This window comes from Streptomyces sp. YS415, assembly GCF_023544665.1.
GTDB lineage: Bacteria > Actinomycetota > Actinomycetes > Streptomycetales > Streptomycetaceae > Streptomyces.
The window spans coordinates 1-18,313 of the sequence record NZ_JAMJFL010000024.1 but is presented as its reverse complement, the minus strand read 5'-3'; the positions used below and the strand labels follow the sequence as shown (position 1 = coordinate 18,313).

The window sequence follows — 18,313 nt, the reverse complement described above, 5'->3', positions numbered from 1 at the left end:
TACCGGGACCGGCTTCTTCGTACCCCGGACGTGCATGACCCGGACGGCGCGTGACCCATGACCGGAGTGTCGCGTTATGTACCTTTCTTTCTGATACATGAAGATGGCCGCGAAATCATGATGTTGCGTCCGTCTGATGGAGAGGGGTTCCCGCATGAGCGGCACACCGGTCCCGCCCCACGGCTTCGTGGCCGTACGGGGGCGTGGTTACCGTCCCGAACAGGTCGACGCGTATGCCGCCGCCCTCTCCCAGGACCGGGACGACGCGTGGGAGCGCGCCGCCCGGCTGACCGTGCTCGCCAGGGACATGGAGGCCGAGGCGGTACGGATGCGGGAGACGGTGGCCCGCCTCGCGCCCCAGACGTACGAGGCCCTCGGGGAGCGCGCGCGGCGCCTGTTCGAACTCGGTGCCGAGGAGGCCGCCGCGGTGCGGGAGGGCGCTCGCCAGGAGGCGCGGCGCCTCACGGAGGATGCGCGGGCGCACGCGGACAGCGTGCAGGGCGCGGCGCAGGAGCACGCCGACTCCGTGCGCGCCGAGGCGGAGGAGCGTGCGCGTCAGCGGCTGCTCGCGGCGCGCGCCGAGGCGGACGAGATCCGGATCACCGCCCGGCGCGAGGTCAAGGAGTGCCGCGGCGAGGCGCTGGGCGCCCTGCGCGAGGTGCGGCAGCGCACTACCGCCCTGCTCACCGAGCAGGCCAGGGAGTATGCCGAACGGCTGGCCGCGTTCGAGCGCGAGGCCGAGGAGCGGGCCGCCGCGGCCGACGCCCGCAACGCCGAGCGGGTGGCCCGCGCGGAGGCCGCGCTCTCCGACGCGAAGCAGGCGCTCGCCGATGCGGAGGCGGCGGGGCGGCGCAGTCAGGAGGAGGCGCGGGCCCGGGCCGCCGAGATGATCGCGGGGGCGCGGGTGCGCGAGGAGCGGATCGCGAGCGAGACCGAGCGCGTGCTGCGCGAGCACGGGGAGCGCTGGGACGACGTACGCGCCCACATGGATCACGTACGAGCCAGCCTGATCACGCTGACGGGCCGGGCCGCGGCGGAGTGACCGGGGGAGCGCCCGCCGCAGGTCGCGGGCGCCCCCGGGCCGGTTCCGTCACCCCTGGCGGCGTACCGCGCCCGCCAGGATCCAGCCCTCCACGGCCTCGTACTGATGCCGTTGCTCCTCGGCCTTGCGGCGTCCCGAGGCCACCGTGCCCAGCCAGCCGAACAGGAATCCCGCGGGGATGGAGACCAGGCCGGTCGTGGTGAACGGGAACCAGTTGAAGTCGGCCTCGGGGAAGGCGGAGAAGGGCGATCCGGAGACCAGGTTGGTGCCCGGCATCATCAGCAGCACCACCAGCGAACCGCCGATCAGCGTGGCCAGCAGGCCGGTGCGGGTGTACCGGCGCCAGAAGAGGCTGTAGACCAGCGCGGGAGCGATGGCCGAGGCGCCGAGGCAGAACGACAGCGTCACCAGCGGCTGCAGACTGCGGTGCTGCACCATCGTGGCGAAGAGGATCGCCGGCGCTCCGACCGCCAGCGCGGACAGCCGCGCGAGCATCATCTCGCGGCGCCCCGACAGCTCCCGCAGACGGGTGGCGAAGACGTCGTGGGCGAGGGTGTTGGCGCAGGCGAGGATCATTCCGGCGACCGAGGCGAGCACCGTCAGGAAGATCGCCGTGGTGACCGTGGTGAACAGGAACGTCTCCGCGGCGGAGACCTCGGCCCCGAACGCGGCCTGCGAGCCGAGCAGATAGGCGGTGTTGCCCTGCGGGTCGGCCCCGGCGATCACCGCCCGCCCGATCAGCGCGGTCGCGCCGAAGCCGACGACGGTGATGACCAGCACGAACAGCACGACCGTGGACACCGCCCAGGACATCGAACGGCGGACCTGGCGGGCGCTGTTGGCGGTGTACATGCGCATGGTGACGTGCGGCAGACAGGCGCCGCCGAGGACGACGGCCAGCTGGGAACTGACCATGTCGAGGCCCGGATGCGGCCCGCCGGAGAACTGCAGCCCGGAGTTGAGGAAGGCGGAACCCACCCCGCTTCCCTTGGCGGCGGCGTCGAACAGGGTGGCCGGGTTCCAGTCGAACTTGCTCAGCACCAGGACGGCGACCACGGCGCCGGAGCCGAGCAGCATCACCATCTTCAGGATCTGGATGAGGGCGGTGCCCTTCATGCCGCCGATCGCCGCGTAGCTGATCATCAGGGCGCCGAGGCCGATGATGCAGCCCGTCTTCAGCGAGTCGTTGGAGAAGCCGAGGATGAACGCCATCAGCTGCCCGGTGCCGGCCAGCTGGACCACCATCAGCGGCACCAGCGCGGCGATCGTCACCACGCACGCGGCGATCCGCACGCTGCGCCCGGGCATCCGGCGGGCGAGGGCGTCGCCCATGGTGAACCGGCCCGCGTTGCGCAGTGGTTCGGCCAGCAGGAACATCAGCAGCATCAGCGACAGCGCCGTGCTGAGGGCGAGGACGATGCCGTCGTAGCCGTAGAGGGCGATGACGCCGGTGGTGCCGAGCACGGTCGCGGCGGATATGTAGTCGCCGCCTATGGCCAGGCCGTTGCGCATGGCGGACAGGGAGCCGTAGCCGGTGTAGAACTCGTCGAGGTCGTCCCGGTCGGGGCCGGTCATCACGCACAGCAGCAGGGTGATGGTGGCGACGGCGGAGAACGCCACCAGGGACATCGCCTGTGCGTCGCCGCTGAACTGCGTGGTCATCGGTGCGACGCCTCCTCGCGCCGGGCGTCCACCGCGGCCTGCTTGCGGATGCGGTCCGCGAGCGGGTCGACGTAACGGCGCGCGGTGTGCTCGTACAGCGCGATCGCCAGCCAGGTGACGGGGAGCTGGATCAGGGCGAGCAGCAGTCCGGTGGGCAGGCCCTCGGTGACGGTGCTCGTCATGAAGGACGGCGCGGTCGCCGACAGGATCAGGAACAGCACGAAGTAGCCGAGCGCGGTGAGGGTGGCGGTGCGCCGCTGCCAGCGGTAGGCGCTGCGCAGGATGCGCAGATCGCTGTGGTGGCCGAGCGCGGGGTGGCGCTGGGCGCGGTGCTGCGGGGGGCCGGCGGGGGCCGACGGCTGCCAGGGGTAGCCGGCATACGGCTGCTGGGGCTGGTGCGGGTACGGCGGATACGAGTCGGGGGACATCCCGTACTCCTTGCGTGGCGGCTCGGGTCCGGTGCGGACCGCAGGGAGGTGGGGGGCGGTCGAGCGGGTGACGCACGCTACTCGGTGGTAGCAAGATCCGCGAGGCTTTCGGCAAACTGAGTGGTCGGTATGCGCTTACTTCCGCTTCGACGCCTCTGACCTCGGGTGTTACCCCGATTAACTCCGACTTTTCGAGAGCGCCGACTGCTGTGGCGCGCGCTCCGGCCTCACCCCGCGACCGGGGCCGGGCCCGCTCAGTCCCCGAGCACCGGGAACTTCCGCGGCGCCAGGAACAGCAGCACCAGGAACGCCAGCGCCGCCGCGCAGGCCGCCCCCAGGTACACCGCGTGCACCGCGTCCGCGATGGCGTGCCGCGTCGCCTCCGTCGCCGCCCCCGGGCCGAGGGCGCCGGTGACCGAGTCCAGGTCGCTCGCGCCGCCGAGGCGGGTTGCGAGGACACCGTTGGCGACGGCGCCGAAGGCCGCCGCGCCCAGCGTCTGGCCGGTCTGCCGGCAGAACAGCACGGAGGCCGTGGTGGTGCCCCGCTCCGACCAGCCCACCGTCGACTGGACGCCCACGATCAGCGGCAGCTGGAAGAGCCCGAGCGCGCCCCCGAGCAGCAGCATCAGCAGCGTCGGTTGCCAGGCCTGGCCCGGGTACGGCAGGAACGGGAAGGCGAACAGGATCAGCGCCGCGGCCGCCATCCCGAGCAGCGCGGTGTCCCGGAAGCCGATCCTGCGGTAGACGTGCTGGCTGAGGGCGGCCGACACCGGCCAGCTCAGCGTCCACACCGACAGCACGAATCCGGCGGCCACGGGGCCGAGGCCGAGCACCGACTGGGCGTAGGTGGGCAGGAAGACGGTCGGGGCGACCATCAGCAGGCCGAGCGCGCCGAGGGCGAGGTTGACCGCGGCAATCGTACGGCGGCGCCAGACCCAGCCCGGGATGATCGGCTCCGCGGCCCGGCGCTCGACCAGGACGACGACCGCCACGAGCGCCCCTCCCGTGGCCAGCAGGGCGATCGAGGGCGCCGACAGCCAGGGCCAGGCCACCCCGCCCTGGACCAGCGCGGTCAGCAGGACGCCGCCGCACGCGAACACCGCGACCGCGCCCGCCCAGTCGACCCGCGCGCGTGTCTTGCGTTCCTGCGCGCCGGACGCCTTCCGGTCCGGCTCGTGCAGGTGACGCACGATCAGCCACAACGCCACCGCCCCGACGGGCAGGTTGACGAGGAAGATCCACCGCCAGTCCGCGTACGCCGCCAGCAGGCCGCCCACACCGGGGCCGGCCACCGCGGACACCGCCCACACCGTGGACAGCCTGGCCTGGATCCTGGGGCGCTCCTTGAGCGGGTACAGATCGGCGGCGAGCGTCTGGACCGTCCCCTGCAGTGCGCCCCCGCCGAGGCCCTGCACGATCCGGAACGCGATCAGCGCCCCCATGTTCCAGGCGAGCGCGCACAGCAGTGAGCCGAGCAGGAACACGGCGGCGCCCGCCACCAGCACCGGCTTACGGCCGAAGGTGTCGGAGAGCTTGCCGTAGACGGGCAGGCTGACCGTCACGGCCAGCAGGTAGCCGGAGAAGAGCCAGGAGAAGTAGGAGAAGCCGCCGAGATCGCCGACGATCTGCGGGACGGCGGTGGAGACGATGGTGGAGTCCAGCGCGGCCAGCGCCATGGCCAGCATCAGGGCGGCCACGACCGCACCGCGGCGTTCGGTCCCGGTGCGCTGAGCGCCGTCGCGGGTCGCAGGTCTCGTCTCGCCGCTCACAGGATGCCTTCCCCTTGCACCTATCTGCCGCCCGACAGCATCCCACTTGAACCTCACGTCGCGGCAGGGATGAGCCTGAGGGAGGAGGCGACCCCGAGAACGACTCCGCCCAAAGGTGCACTGCCCCTAGGGGTACCTCCGTACCAGGGGTCGGGGAGGGTTCGTCCCGGCGGAGGACGAAGGGGCCCCGGTCCGGTCCTTAACCTGGCTTTACGCCGTCGGGGGGCGGCTGACCGGCCTCGCGGGGGTGGGGTTTTCCCCCGCAAAAGACTGCGCTGGGCACCAGCGCGCCACGACCCCTTCCGCGACCAGACTCATGGTCGTACCGCTTCGCACGCCGCACTTGTTGACCTGCATAGGAGATTCACCATGACATCGGCCGTAACCATTCCCAGGCACGGGGGCACTGGAGGGCGTACGGCCGTTGCCGCCCGGGCGCGCCAGGTCGTGAAGGCCTACGGGTCCGGGGAGACCCGGGTCGTCGCCCTGGACCATGTGGACGTGGACATCGCGCGGGGACAGTTCACCGCGATCATGGGCCCCTCGGGCTCCGGCAAGTCCACCCTCATGCACTGCCTTGCCGGTCTCGACACCGTGACCAGTGGTCAGATCTACCTGGACGAGACCGAGATCACCGGGCTGAAGGACAAGAAGCTCACCCAGCTGCGCCGGGACCGGATCGGCTTCATCTTCCAGGCGTACAACCTGCTGCCCACGCTGAACGCGCTCGAGAACATCACGCTGCCGATGGACATCGCCGGGCGCAAGCCCGACAAGCAGTGGCTCTCCCGCGTGGTGGACACCGTGGGTCTTTCCGACCGGCTCAAGCACCGGCCCACTCAGCTCTCCGGCGGACAGCAGCAGCGTGTCGCCGTGGCCCGGGCGCTGGCCGCCCGCCCCGAGATCATCTTCGGTGACGAGCCGACCGGAAACCTCGACTCACGCGCGGGCGCCGAGGTCCTCGGCTTCCTGCGCCGTTCCGTGGACGAGCTCGGGCAGACCATCGTGATGGTCACGCACGACCCGGTGGCCGCCTCCTACGCGGACCGGGTGCTCTACCTCGCCGACGGCCGCATCGTCGACGAGATGTTCAAGCCGACCGCCGAGGCCGTCCTGGACCGCATGAAGGACTTCGACGCCCGGGGGCGTACGTCATGACCGTGCTCAGAACCTCGATGCGTAACTTCTTCGCGCACAAGGGCCGGATGGCCCTGTCGGCCGTGGCGGTCATGCTGTCGGTGGCCTTCGTCTGCGGAACCCTGGTGTTCACCGACACCATGAACACCACCTTCGACAAGTTGTTCGCCGCCACCTCCTCCGATGTGACGGTCAGCTCCAAGGAAGCCTCCGACACCGGTGAGACCACCGCCGACAACGGCAAGCCGCCGGTCATGCCGGCCACCGTGGTGGAGAAGGTGCGCGGCGCCGAGGGCGTGAAGTCGGCGGAGGGCACCGTCTTCTCCACCTCCGTGACCGTCGTCGACGGCGACAAGGACAGCCTCTCGCCCTCCAGCGGCGCCCCGACCATCGTCGGCAGCTGGAACAGCAACGACGCCCGCACCATGGAGATCACCTCCGGTGCGGCGCCGAAGGGCCCCGACCAGGTCATGGTGGACGCCGACACCATGGACAAGCACGACCTGCGGCTCGGTGACGAGATCGGCGTGATCAGCGCCGTCGGCACCCACACCGCGAAGATCTCCGGCATCGCCGACTTCGAGGTCACCAACCCCGGCGCGGCGATCTTCTACCTGGACACCGCGACCGCCCAGCGGACGCTCGCCGGTGAGCCGGACGTCTACACGAACGTCAACGTCACGGCGGCCAGCGGCGTCAGCGACGCGCAGCTGAAGAAGAACGTGCTCGCCGCGACCGGCGGCGACTACAAGGTGCAGACGGCCAAGGAGACCGCCGACGCCAACCAGCAGGACGTCGCGGGCTTCATGAACGTCATGAAGTACGCGATGCTCGGCTTCGCCGGGATCGCCTTCCTCGTCGGCATCTTCCTGATCATCAACACCTTCTCGATGCTGGTCGCCCAGCGCACCCGCGAGATCGGCCTGATGCGGGCCATCGGCTCCAGCCGCAAGCAGGTCAACCGGTCGGTGCTGGTGGAGGCGCTGCTGCTGGGCACGGTCGGCTCGCTGCTGGGCGTCGGCGCGGGCGTCGGGCTCGCGATCGGCCTGATGAAACTGATGGGCTCCATGGGCATGGAGCTGTCCACCTCGGACCTGACGATCGTCTGGACCACCCCGGCCATCGGCCTGGTCCTCGGCGTGGTCGTCACCGTCCTCGCCGCCTATCTGCCGGCCCGCCGCGCGGGCAAGGTCTCCCCGATGGCCGCCCTGCGGGACGCGGGGGCCCCGGCGGACGCCAAGGCGGGCCGGGTGCGGGCCGTCCTGGGCACGCTGCTCACCGCGGGCGGCGGCTACGGCCTCTACCTCGCCGCCTCCGCCGACAAGGCCAAGGAGGGCTCGCTCTGGCTCGGCCTCGGCATCGTCCTGACGCTGATCGGCTTCGTCGTGATCGGCCCGCTCCTGGCGGGCGGGGTGGTGCGGGTCCTGGGCGCCCTGGTCCTGCGGATGTTCGGCCCCGTCGGCCGCATGGCCGAGCGCAACGCGCTGCGCAACCCGCGCCGTACGGGAGCCACCGGCGCCGCCCTGATGATCGGCCTCGCGCTGGTCGCCTGCCTGTCGGTGGTCGGCTCCTCGATGGTCGCCTCGGCGACCGACCAGCTCGACAAGACCGTCGGCACGGACTTCATCATCCAGTCCGACAGCGGCCAGCTGGTCACCCCCGAGGCCGTGAAGGCGGCCAAGGCGACCCCGGGCCTCGAGCACGTCACCCAGTACAAGATCGCCGAGGTGGACTACACCACCCCCGACGGCAAGACGCTCAAGAACACCGACATCACCGCGGCCGACCCGACGTACGCCGAGGACCTGCGCACCGAGACGGTCGCCGGCAGCCTCGCCGACGCCTACAAGCCCGACTCGATGTCCGTCGACGAGAAGTTCGCCAAGGACCACGACGTCGAGCTCGGCTCGAAGATCGAGGTGGCCTTCAAGGACGGCGCCACGGCCGACCTGACGGTCCGGGCGATCACCAGCAGCGACGTCGTCATCGACGCCGGCTCCAAGTACATCGCCATCACCACGCTCGCGAAGTATGTACCGGCCGACAAGATGCCGCTCGACCAGCTGGTCTTCGCCTCGGCGAAGGACGGGCAGCAGGACGCCGCGTACAAGTCCCTGAAGTCGGCGCTGCACGACTACCCGCAGTACACCGTGCGCGACCAGACCGACTACAAGGAAGCCCTGAAGGACCAGATCGGCCAGCTGCTCAACATGATCTACGGCCTGCTGGCCCTCGCGATCATCGTTGCGATCCTCGGTGTCGTGAACACCCTGGCCCTGTCGGTGGTGGAGCGGACCCGCGAGATCGGCCTGATGCGCGCCATCGGCCTCTCCCGCCGCCAGCTGCGCCGCATGATCCGCATGGAGTCGGTGGTCATCGCCCTCTTCGGCGCCCTGCTCGGCCTCGGCCTCGGCATGGGCTGGGGCGCGACGGCCCAGCAGCTGCTCGCCCTGGAGGGCCTGAAGGTCCTGGAGATCCCCTGGGGCACCATCGGCGGCGTCTTCATCGGCTCGGCCTTCGTGGGCCTGTTCGCGGCCCTGATCCCGGCGTTCCGGGCGGGCCGGATGAACGTGCTGAACGCGATCGCGACCGAGTAGGGGACGGCGGTCGCGACCGAGTAGAGGTCGGGTCGAAGAGCCACCGCACACGGGGGTTGCGGGGGAACCGGTGCCGGGAAGCCTTGGGGGGCTTCCCGGCACCGGCCTGTGTGCCCCCGGCCCGCCCCAGGGGTCCCTCCGGTTGTCCCGGGGGTCCCTCCGGTTGTCCCGGGGGTCCCTCCGGTTGTCCACAGCCCCGGCAGCTGTCAGCGCAGCGACGTACGCTGGAGACCCCCGGCCCGTACGACGAGTCGGGCCCTTTCGCGTTGCCCCACCCCTCGGACGGAAGCTCCCTCCCCATGAGCCTGCACGGTCTGCTCGACGCCGTCGTCAAGGACACCGCCCTCGCGGAAGCGATCACCGCGGCCACCGACGGCACCCGCATGCACGTCGACCTCGTCGGCCCCCCGGCGGCCCGCCCCTTCGCGATCGCCGCGCTGGCCCGCGAGGCCGGCCGCCCCGTGCTCGCGGTGACGGCGACGGGCCGGGAGGCCGAGGACCTGGCGGCCGCCCTGCGCTCCCTCCTCCCCCCGGAGGGCGTCGTGGAGTACCCCTCCTGGGAGACGCTGCCGCACGAGCGGCTCAGCCCCCGCAGCGACACCGTCGGCCGCCGCCTCGCCGTCCTGCGGCGCCTGGCCCACCCCCGCCCCGACGACCCCGAGACCGGCCCGGTCTCCGTCGTCGTGGCCCCGGTCCGCTCGGTGCTCCAGCCGCAGGTCAAGGGCCTCGGCGACCTGGAACCGGTGGCCCTGCGCACCGGCCAGACCGCGGACCTGAACACCATCGTCGAGGCCCTCGCCGGCGCCGCGTACGCCCGCGTCGAGCTGGTCGAGAAGCGCGGCGAGTTCGCCGTGCGGGGCGGCATCCTCGATGTGTTCCCGCCCACCGAGGAACACCCCCTGCGCATCGAGTTCTGGGGCGACGACGTCGAGGAGATCCGCTACTTCAAGGTCGCCGACCAGCGGTCCCTGGAGGTCGCCGCGCACGGCCTGTGGGCGCCGCCCTGCCGCGAGCTGCTGCTCACCGAGGACGTCCGCACACGCGCGCGTGCCCTCGCCGAACAGCACCCGGAGCTCGGCGAACTGCTCGGCAAGATCGCCGAGGGGATCGCCGTGGAGGGCATGGAGTCCCTGGCTCCGGTCCTGGTGGACGACATGGAGCTGCTGCTGGACGTGCTGCCCAAGGGCTCGATGGCCCTGGTGTGCGATCCGGAACGGGTACGCACGCGTGCCGCCGATCTCGTGGCGACCTCCCAGGAGTTCCTCCAGGCGTCCTGGGCGGCCACGGCGGGCGGCGGCGAGGCGCCCATCGACGTCGGCGCGGCCTCCCTGTGGTCCATCGCGGACGTCCGCGACCACGCGCGCGAGCTGGACATGATGTGGTGGTCGGTGTCGCCGTTCGCCGCGGACGACGCCCTCGAAGAGGCCGACACCCTCAAGCTCGGCATGCACGCCCCCGAGACATACCGCGGGGACACCGCCAAGGCGCTCGCCGACACCAAGGGCTGGCTCGCCGACGGCTGGCGCGCCGTCTACGTCACCGAGGCCCACGGCCCCGCGGCCCGCACGGTCGAGGTGCTCGGCGGCGAGGGCATCGCCGCCCGCCTGGACTCCGACCTGACCGCTCTGAGCCCCTCCGTCGTGCACGTGGCGTGCGGCTCGATCGACTACGGCTTCGTCGACCCGGCGCTGAAGCTCGCCGTCCTGACCGAGACCGACCTGTCCGGCCAGAAGGCGGCCGGCAAGGACGGCGCGCGCATGCCCGCGCGCCGCCGCAAGACCATCGACCCGCTGACCCTGGAGGCCGGCGACTACATCGTCCACGAGCAGCACGGCGTCGGCCGCTACATCGAGATGGTCCAGCGGACCGTGCAGGGCGCCACGCGCGAGTACCTCGTCGTGGAGTACGCCCCCGCCAAGCGCGGCCAGCCCGGTGACCGGCTCTACATCCCCACCGACCAGCTGGAGCAGATCACCAAGTACGTCGGCGGCGAGGCGCCTACCCTGCACCGCCTGGGCGGCGCGGACTGGACGAAGACCAAGGCGCGCGCGAAGAAGGCCGTCAAGGAGATCGCGGCCGACCTGATCAAGCTGTACAGCGCCCGCATGGCGGCCCCCGGCCACGCCTTCGCCTCCGACACGCCCTGGCAGCGCGAGTTGGAGGACGCCTTCCCCTACGCCGAGACCCCCGACCAGCTCACCACCATCGCCGAGGTCAAGGAGGACATGGAGAAGTCGATCCCCATGGACCGCCTGGTCTGCGGCGACGTCGGCTACGGCAAGACCGAGATCGCGGTCCGGGCCGCCTTCAAGGCCGTCCAGGACGGCAAGCAGGTGGCGGTGCTGGTGCCGACGACGCTGCTGGTGCAGCAGCACTTCGGGACGTTCTCCGAGCGGTACTCCCAGTTCCCGGTCAATGTGCGGGCGCTCAGCCGCTTCCAGACGGACACCGAGGCGAAGGCGGTCCTGGAAGGGCTGACGGACGGTTCCGTGGACGTCGTCATCGGCACCCACCGGCTGTTCTCGTCGGAGACGAAGTTCAAGGACCTCGGCCTGGTCATCGTCGACGAGGAGCAGCGCTTCGGCGTCGAGCACAAGGAGCAGCTGAAGAAGCTGCGCGCGAACGTGGACGTCCTGACCATGTCCGCCACGCCGATCCCCAGAACCCTGGAAATGGCCGTCACGGGCATCCGCGAGATGTCCACGATCACCACCCCGCCGGAGGAGCGGCACCCGGTGCTGACCTTCGTCGGGCCCTACGAGGAGAGGCAGATCGGCGCCGCGATCCGCCGCGAACTCCTGCGCGAGGGCCAGGTCTTCTACATCCACAACCGGGTGGAGTCCATCGACCGGGCGGCGGCCCGCCTCCGGGACATCGTCCCCGAGGCGCGCATCGCGATCGCCCACGGCCAGATGTCGGAGACTGCGCTGGAGCAGGTGGTGGTGGACTTCTGGGAGAAGAAGTTCGACGTGCTCGTGTCGACGACGATCGTCGAGTCGGGCATCGACATCTCCAACGCCAACACGCTGATCGTGGAGCGCGGCGACAACTTCGGCCTCTCCCAGCTGCACCAGCTGCGCGGCCGGGTCGGCCGCGGCCGCGAGCGCGGTTACGCCTACTTCCTGTACCCGCCGGAGAAGCCGCTGACGGAGACGGCCCACGAGCGGCTGGCGACGATCGCCCAGCACACGGAGATGGGCGCGGGCATGTACGTGGCGATGAAGGACCTGGAGATCCGCGGCGCGGGCAACCTCCTCGGCGGCGAGCAGTCCGGGCACATCGCGGGCGTCGGCTTCGACCTGTACGTCCGGATGGTCGGCGAGGCGGTGGCGGACTACCGGGCCTCCCTGGAGGGCGGTGTGGAGGAGGAAGCGCCGCTGGAAGTCAAGATCGAACTTCCGGTCGACGCGCACGTCCCGCACGACTACGCCCCCGGCGAGCGCCTCCGCTTGCAGGCCTACCGCGCGATCGCCTCCGCCAACACGGAGGAGGACATCAAGGCCGTACGCGAGGAACTCGTCGACCGTTACGGCAAGTTGCCCGAGCCGGTGGAGAACCTGCTGCTGGTGGCGGGTCTGCGCATGCTCGCCCGCGCGTGCGGCGTCGGCGAGATCGTCCTCCAGGGCACCAACATCCGCTTCGCGCCGGTGGAGTTGCGGGAGTCGCAGGAGCTGCGGCTGAAGCGGTTGTACCCGGGCAGTGTGATCAAGCCGTCGGTGCACCAGGTGCTGGTGCCGCGCCCGAAGACGGCGAAGGTGGGCGGGAAGCCGCTGGTCGGGCGGGAACTGCTGGGGTGGGTCGGGGAGTTCCTGGCGTCGATCATGGGGTCGTAGTGGTGCGGTGGTGCCGTGGTGTGGTGGGGCGGTGCTGCCGGCCGCTGGTGTGGTCGGGCGATCGGTGTGGTCGGGCGGTTGGTGTGCTCGGTGTGCTCGGTGCGGGCGTAGTGAGGCGTTGGCGCGGGCGTAGTGGTGCGCGGGGTGCGGCTGTATCCGTGGGGGTGGTGCGGCCGTAGCGGTGCGTGGGGTGCGGCCGTAGTTGTGGGGGTGGTGCGGCCGGAGTGGTGGGGGAGGTGCGGCCGTAGCGGTGCGCGGGGCGCGCCGGCAGCGTGTTTGTCGGGCGGTCGTGGCTCCGCGGGGCCGCTTCCGGCCGCATGGCGGGCTGACGGGGGAGCGGTTCAGGAGTCGCGGCGGAACAGCATCGCCGCCAGGGCCCGGAACACCTCCTCCGGGTCCTGGTCGCCCACGGGGCCGTCCAGGTTGTGGCCGAGGAGCAGCGTGGCGAAGCCGTGGGCCAGGGACCAGGCGGCGACGCCGGCGAGGCGGGGGTCCAGGCCGAGTTCCTCGGACCGCACGGCGGCGACGGCCCCGCGCAGGGCGTCGCCGGCCAGCGCGCGGGCGGCGGTGAGTTCCAGGTCGTCGGCGCGCAGCAGCCCGGGGGTGAACATCACCTGGAAATGCGCCGGGTGGTCGCGCGCGAAGCGTACGTAGCGCACGCCCGAGTCCTTCAGATCCGTGGCCTCGGAGAGGGTGGCCGCGAGCAGGCCGAAACCTTCGGCCGCCACGGCGGTGAGCAGCCCGGTGCGGTCCTTGAAGTGGTGCGCCGGAGCGGCGTGCGAGACACCGGCGCGGCGGGCGAGATCGCGCAGGCTCAGCGCTGAGGGGCCGTCGGCGGCGATGACGTCGAGCGCGGCGGTGAGGATCGCCCGGCGCAGGTCGCCGTGGTGGTACGGGCGTTCGGCGGGCTTCCTGGGCGGTGCGGGGGTCATGCTCAGCAGCGTACGCGGAATCTAGGCATTGACAAGTTCGGGAGGGTCGGGCAATCTTGTCGGTGTCAAGTTGTGGGGTCGGCGGTTGCGGGGCGTGAGGGGGAGTCGTCATGGCGGCACACGAGGAAACGGCCGGTGGTGTCGAGCCGGCGCGGGTACGTCAGCTCTGGCATCTGCTGGAGCCGCTGCACGCCGTGCTGTATTACGCGCCGGAGGTCTTGGAGGAGGCCGCCGCGCTCGGGTACGGCACCGGGGAGCGCTGGGCGAGCTACTTCCCCATCCGGGCGGCGCCCTTGGGCACGGTCGGCGACGAACGGGTGGCCTCCGCCTTCTACAGCTTCAACCCCCGTATGGTCGCCGAGCACATCGGCCCGGCTTGGCGGATCGCGAGCCCCGAGGACGTGCTGGCGGCGCGACTGCGGGGCATGGACCGGGCCTACCGGGCGATATTCGGCGACCGCACCGACAGCCCGGAGCTGGCGGAGGCAGCCGCCCTCGCCCGGCGTGCTGCCGAGGCCGTGAACACGGCGGGCCGCCCGCTCGCCGCGGCCAATGCCGCACTGGACTGGCCCGAGCAGCCCCACCTGCAGATGTGGCAGGCGGCGACGATCCTGCGGGAGCACCGCGGCGACGGCCACCTCGCCGCTCTCCTCGTGGCCGGCCTGGACCCGGTCGAGTCGCTCGTGTCCTTCGCCGCGATAGGCGCCGCGTCCGTCGAGCGCTTCGAGAGCCGGGGCTGGAGCGCGCAGGAGTGGGCGGCAGCCCGCGAACGCCTGGTCGCACGGGGCCTGTTGCACGCCGACGGCACCGCCACCGAGGCGGGGCACCACCTGCGCCGCGGCGTGGAGGAGGACACCGACCGCCTCGCCACCGACCCGTGGCGTGCGCTGGCGCCCCAGGACATCGACCGACTCACCGGCCTGCTGGGCGAGTTCTGGGTCGCGGCCCTCTCCTCGGGCCTGCTGCCCTCGGAGACGACGCTGGGGATAGGCAAGGTCTGAGGGTTCCGGGAGGAGTGGGCGTCGAGGGAGCGGGAGCCGGAATGGGGGTCCCGGGGAGGCGGGGCCCGGGGAATGGGGTCCGGTGAGGCCCGGTCCCGGGAGCGGCGCCGGAAAGGCGAAGCCGCCCGCGGGTGGTGGGTCTCCGCGGACGGCTTCTCTTTTCAGGATGGTGCAGGGAGCCGCCTGAACACGCCCCGGCAGGGCGAGCCTTACGACGGCTTCACGACCTCCGTGGGTCTCCGGTCTTACGGCTGGTCGGGCCTGTCGCGGTCCATGCCGAGCGCGCCTTCGCCTCTGCTCTGCGCGTCGTCGACGTGGCTCTCGTACTTGTTGCCCGTCTTGTCGTTGACCTTCTTCTCCGCGGTGTCGGACATGCCCTTTGCCTTGTCCTGCGCGCCGCGGTTGCCCTTGAATCTGTCGAGGATGCCCATCCAGAGCTCCTTCCGGAGAGACTCAGAACCGACGATACGCCGATGATGTGACGAATGCGCATTTTCGGCCGGTATGGTCTGGACCTCTCGGCGGCTACGGTGGAGGCAGGAAACCGGCACGCAGGGGAGGGGCGCACCGTGATGCGTCGGAGGGGCGGGGCGGCGCTGTCGGCCGCGGTGCTCGGCATGGTGCTCGTACTCACGGGCTGCGACGACCTGGAGGAACTGCCCCTGGACGACGCCGCCTCCGGCTCGGCCCAGGGCGCCGGCTCGGGCCGTTCGGTCAGCCCCCTCGACAACCCCGACGGCACGGAACCGGGCCTGGCCGCCCTCACCTCCGACGCCGACCGGGCCGAGGCACGGGCCCTGATCGAGAAGGTGGCGACCAAGGGCCGGGGCCCCAGGACCGGGTACGACCGGGACGAGTTCGGTTACGCCTGGATGGACTCGGCACCGGGCGACATCCCCTTCGCCCGCAACGGCTGCGACACCCGCAACGACCTCCTCCAGCGCGACGGCGAGGACCTGCGCTTCCGGTCCGGCTCGGACTGCGTGGTGATGTCGATGCGGCTGGACGACCCGTACACGGGCCGGACGATCGAATGGACCAAGTCCCGTGCCATGGAGGTCCAGGTCGACCACGTCATGCCGCTCTCCTACGACTGGCAGATGGGCGCCGCCCGCTGGACCGAGGGCAAACGCCAGGCCATCGCCAACGACCCGCTGAACCTGATGCCCGTCGACGGCCGCACCAACAGCTCCAAGGGCGACTCGGGTCCCGCCGCCTGGCTCCCCCCGAACAAGCAGATCCGCTGCTCCTACGCGGTGCGCTTCGCCCAGGTCTCGCTGAAGTACGAGCTGCCCGTGACCCCGCCCGACAAACAGATGATGCTGCGGCAGTGCGGGGGCTGACGGCTGTGCGGTGCCGACTGTCCGAGGGCTGACGGCTGTCCGGGGGCTGAGAGGGGCGCCGTCCGCGGCGCCGCCCCCGCGGCTCAGGCGCCGAGTGCGTCCAGGTCGATGATGTCGCCGGTGGGCTTGTCCGTCGGGACCGGCTTGCCGTAGTCGCTGAAGGAGAGCGAGCCGGGCTCCGAGGGGCTGGTGCTGACGAGCTTGAGCACATACGGCTCGCCCTCGGTGGCGACGTAGAGCGTGAAGCTGTCCTTGCCGTCCTTCTCGTGGAGGGTGATCGCGGGCGTGCCGTCGACCGTGGTGGTCTTGCCGCGGGTCGCGTCCGACTTCCCGTCGGTGGCGTCACCGAGCAGGGCGTCCAGGTCGCAGAAGGCGGCGAGGTCCTCCGACCCCTCGCCCGTGGCGGACATCTTGGTCCACTTGCCGGCCAGCATCCCGACCGCCGCGTCGGTCTCCGCTTCGGGTTCGCCCTCGCTCTGGCCGCGAAGGAAGGCCTCGTCGTACTTCATGTAGACGGTGCTGCCGTTCTTGATCAGATCGGCTCTGCCCTCGCCGTCCATGCTCATGTGACCGGCGCAGTCGCCCTTCTGGTTGAGGGCCATGTCCATGCTGATGGTGCCGCCGCTCTCCTCGTCGGGGATGTCGCCCTTGATCCGCAACGAGTCGGCGCCGCGGGTGGCCTTCGCCGCCCGCTCGACTATCTCCCCGCCGGTCAGACCGGCGAACGCTTCCTTCGGCTCGCTGGAGCCGGCGGCCTTGTCCTTGGCCTTGCCCTCCGACTTGTCCTCGCCCTGGCAGCCGGTGACGGCCAGGGTGGCGACGGCGGTGAGGCAGAGAGCGGCACGTGCGGTGCGACGCATGGTGATTCCTCGGTGAAGACATAGCGCGCGGAGGCGCTGAATGAGTTGGTGAATGGGCCGCCCTCGGGGAGGGGCGGCGACGCGCGCGGGGCGTGGCGGTGCCGTGGGCGAGCGGCTGAGGTGCCGCTGAGGTGCCGGGGGAGGGCCGCGCCCCGCGTGGCGAGGTCAGGCGGACTTCAGGCGGACTTCTTCCAGTCCTGGCAGCCGGACGTCTTGAAGTAGCCGTCCGAGGCGCTGATGGTGACGACGGCCGTGCCGGTCACGTTGTTGTTGGCGATGATCGAGTCGAGGGAGTGGCCGGCGTCCTTGGCGCGCTCCCAGTAGCAGGAGTCGTCGGTGTTGCCGGTGGACTTGTAGGTCCCGGGGGCGATGTCGACGCCGACTCTGAGCATGCCCGCGTCGCCGGTCATCTTCGACGCCGGGGAGCCCTTCGCCTTCTCGTCGACGGCCTCCCAGTCACCGCAGTCGCTGGACGAGAAGAGCTTGTCGGTGGCCTTGACGGTGACGTAACCGGTGCCGGTCACATTGTCGTTGGCCAGCAGCGAGTCCATCTCGCCGGACGAGTCCTTGGCCCGCTCCCAGTAGCACATGCCATCGGTGTTGCCGGTGGTGCGGTAGGTGCCGGGCTTGATGTCGGTACCGACCTCGAAGTCGCCGTCTCCCCCGAACGCAACCTTCTTCTCGGCGGCTTCCTCCGTGTCCGTCTTCTTCTTGTCGCCGCCGGTGCTGCGGTCCGCGGACGCCGAAGAGCCGTTGTCGCCGGAACCGCCGCCGTCGCCGTCACTGCCGGCGTTCGCCGACACGGCGCCGATCACGACGATCCCCACGACGGCGCCCAGCGTGATCTTGCCCTTCATGCCCATGGCTGTTCCCCTCCCCTGAGCGGCGACCGCCTCCACCGGCGGTTGCTCGTTCGATGGGTCAATAAGAGCAGAGGCTGTGAACCGAGTCAACACGGTTCACGGATGGTCATGTGTACACGCCCGTGAATAACCCGCTCTTGCATGCGTCGGTATGCTCGGTGTCACAGAGTGCGTCGCGGAGTGGGCGCGGGCGACATCGGGCGGGCGAGGGGAGCCAGGCGGTGCAGGACAATGCGACAGAGGTGACCGCGGCCGGAATCGCCCGGCTGGCGGGCGTCGGCCGGGCCGCCGTCAGCAACTGGCGGCGTCGGCACGCCGACTTCCCCAAGCCGGTGGGGGGCACCGAGACCAGCCCGTCCTTCGCGCTCGCCGAGGTGGAGGCCTGGCTCCGCCGTCAGGGGAAACTCGCCGAAGTGCCGCTGCGCGAGCGGGTCTGGCAGCACCTCGCCGGGCACCCCGAGGGTCCCGTGACCGCCCTGACGCACGCGGGGTGCGTGCTCCTGCTCATTCACGACCGGCCCACGCTCTGGCTGGAGGTGAGCGCCGGATCCGACGAACGGCTCGCGGCGATGCTGCCGGGGGCGTTGGAGCAGGTACTCGCGCCGCGGTTCGGGGTGACGTCGGCGCGCAGGGGGGCGGCGAATGTGAACTCGCCGGGTGGTGTGAACTCGCTGGGTGGTGTGAACTCGCGTTCGGCTGTGGACCGGCCTGGTGCGGTGAACGCGCCTGGCACTGTGAACTCCGTCGGCTGGACGGGGCCGGACGCTGCTGCTGGCGAACAGAGCCCTGTGAACCCGTCGGTCATCGTGAACACGCCCTCGGCACCGGCGGCCCCCTCGGCACCGG

14 protein-coding genes are annotated in these 18,313 nt (G+C 71.2%); 7 read left to right on the top strand and 7 right to left on the bottom strand.

Annotated elements, in window-relative coordinates:
• Positions 1-154: 154 nt before the first annotated feature.
• Positions 155-1,042 (top strand): cellulose-binding protein, encoded by an 888-nt coding sequence (locus M8H82_RS26240; RefSeq protein WP_250077507.1) that lies wholly within the window; start codon positions 155-157, stop codon positions 1,040-1,042.
• A gap of 48 nt (positions 1,043-1,090) precedes the next feature.
• Here the strand turns inward: M8H82_RS26240 and M8H82_RS26235 are convergent, their stop codons facing one another.
• From M8H82_RS26235 to M8H82_RS26225, 3 genes are all read right to left on the bottom strand, one after another.
• A complete protein-coding gene (locus tag M8H82_RS26235) occupies positions 1,091-2,704 on the bottom strand; it encodes a cation acetate symporter (protein ID WP_250077506.1) in 1,614 nt (537 codons plus the stop codon).
• On the bottom strand, positions 2,701-3,132 hold the full coding sequence (locus M8H82_RS26230; protein WP_250077505.1) for a DUF485 domain-containing protein: 432 nt from the start codon (positions 3,130-3,132) through the stop codon (positions 2,701-2,703). Before M8H82_RS26230 ends, M8H82_RS26235 begins: the two co-directional genes overlap by 4 nt.
• 254 nt (positions 3,133-3,386) lie before the next feature.
• On the bottom strand, positions 3,387-4,901 hold the full coding sequence (locus M8H82_RS26225; protein WP_250077504.1) for an MFS transporter: 1,515 nt from the start codon (positions 4,899-4,901) through the stop codon (positions 3,387-3,389).
• A 369-nt stretch (positions 4,902-5,270) separates the two neighbouring features.
• On the opposite strand from M8H82_RS26225, the gene M8H82_RS26220 reads away from it, so the two are divergent.
• The 3 genes from M8H82_RS26220 to mfd all read left to right on the top strand — a co-directional run bounded on the left by M8H82_RS26220 (position 5,271) and on the right by mfd (position 12,468).
• Positions 5,271-6,059, top strand: coding sequence for an ABC transporter ATP-binding protein (locus tag M8H82_RS26220; protein ID WP_250077503.1), 789 nt, complete (start codon positions 5,271-5,273; stop codon positions 6,057-6,059).
• Positions 6,056-8,635 carry an ABC transporter permease gene (locus M8H82_RS26215; RefSeq protein WP_250077502.1) on the top strand — a complete coding sequence of 860 codons (2,580 nt, stop codon included), beginning with the start codon at positions 6,056-6,058 and terminating at the stop codon, positions 8,633-8,635. Before M8H82_RS26220 ends, M8H82_RS26215 begins: the two co-directional genes overlap by 4 nt.
• A 299-nt stretch (positions 8,636-8,934) precedes the next feature.
• Positions 8,935-12,468, top strand: a complete 3,534-nt coding sequence (gene mfd, locus M8H82_RS26210) for a transcription-repair coupling factor (RefSeq protein WP_250077501.1) — start codon at positions 8,935-8,937, stop codon at positions 12,466-12,468.
• A gap of 341 nt (positions 12,469-12,809) precedes the next feature.
• On the opposite strand, the gene M8H82_RS26205 is transcribed toward mfd, so the two are convergent.
• Complete coding sequence (locus M8H82_RS26205) at positions 12,810-13,400, bottom strand: TetR/AcrR family transcriptional regulator (protein ID WP_250077500.1); 591 nt, start codon at positions 13,398-13,400, stop codon at positions 12,810-12,812.
• Positions 13,401-13,510: 110 nt separating this feature from the next.
• On the opposite strand from M8H82_RS26205, the gene M8H82_RS26200 reads away from it, so the two are divergent.
• A complete protein-coding gene (locus M8H82_RS26200; protein WP_250077499.1) occupies positions 13,511-14,401 on the top strand; it encodes a hypothetical protein in 891 nt (296 codons plus the stop codon).
• Between the two features lie 245 nt (positions 14,402-14,646).
• Here M8H82_RS26200 and M8H82_RS26195 read toward each other — a convergent pair whose 3' ends face one another.
• A complete protein-coding gene (locus M8H82_RS26195; protein ID WP_250077498.1) occupies positions 14,647-14,832 on the bottom strand; it encodes an Rv0909 family putative TA system antitoxin in 186 nt (61 codons plus the stop codon).
• 141 nt (positions 14,833-14,973) lie between these two features.
• Here M8H82_RS26195 and M8H82_RS26190 point away from each other — a divergent pair, with 141 nt between their 5' ends.
• Positions 14,974-15,744 (top strand): HNH endonuclease family protein, encoded by a 771-nt coding sequence (locus M8H82_RS26190; protein WP_250077595.1) that lies wholly within the window; start codon positions 14,974-14,976, stop codon positions 15,742-15,744.
• 83 nt (positions 15,745-15,827) lie between these two features.
• On the opposite strand, the gene M8H82_RS26185 is transcribed toward M8H82_RS26190, so the two are convergent.
• Positions 15,828-16,604, bottom strand: a complete 777-nt coding sequence (locus tag M8H82_RS26185; RefSeq protein ID WP_250077497.1) for a hypothetical protein — start codon at positions 16,602-16,604, stop codon at positions 15,828-15,830.
• A 176-nt stretch (positions 16,605-16,780) separates the two neighbouring features.
• A complete protein-coding gene (locus M8H82_RS26180) occupies positions 16,781-17,467 on the bottom strand; it encodes a hypothetical protein (protein ID WP_250077496.1) in 687 nt (228 codons plus the stop codon).
• A gap of 221 nt (positions 17,468-17,688) precedes the next feature.
• On the opposite strand from M8H82_RS26180, the gene M8H82_RS26175 reads away from it, so the two are divergent.
• Positions 17,689-18,313 (top strand): helix-turn-helix transcriptional regulator (locus M8H82_RS26175; RefSeq protein WP_374211697.1); only part of this gene is annotated, 625 nt, incomplete at its 3' end.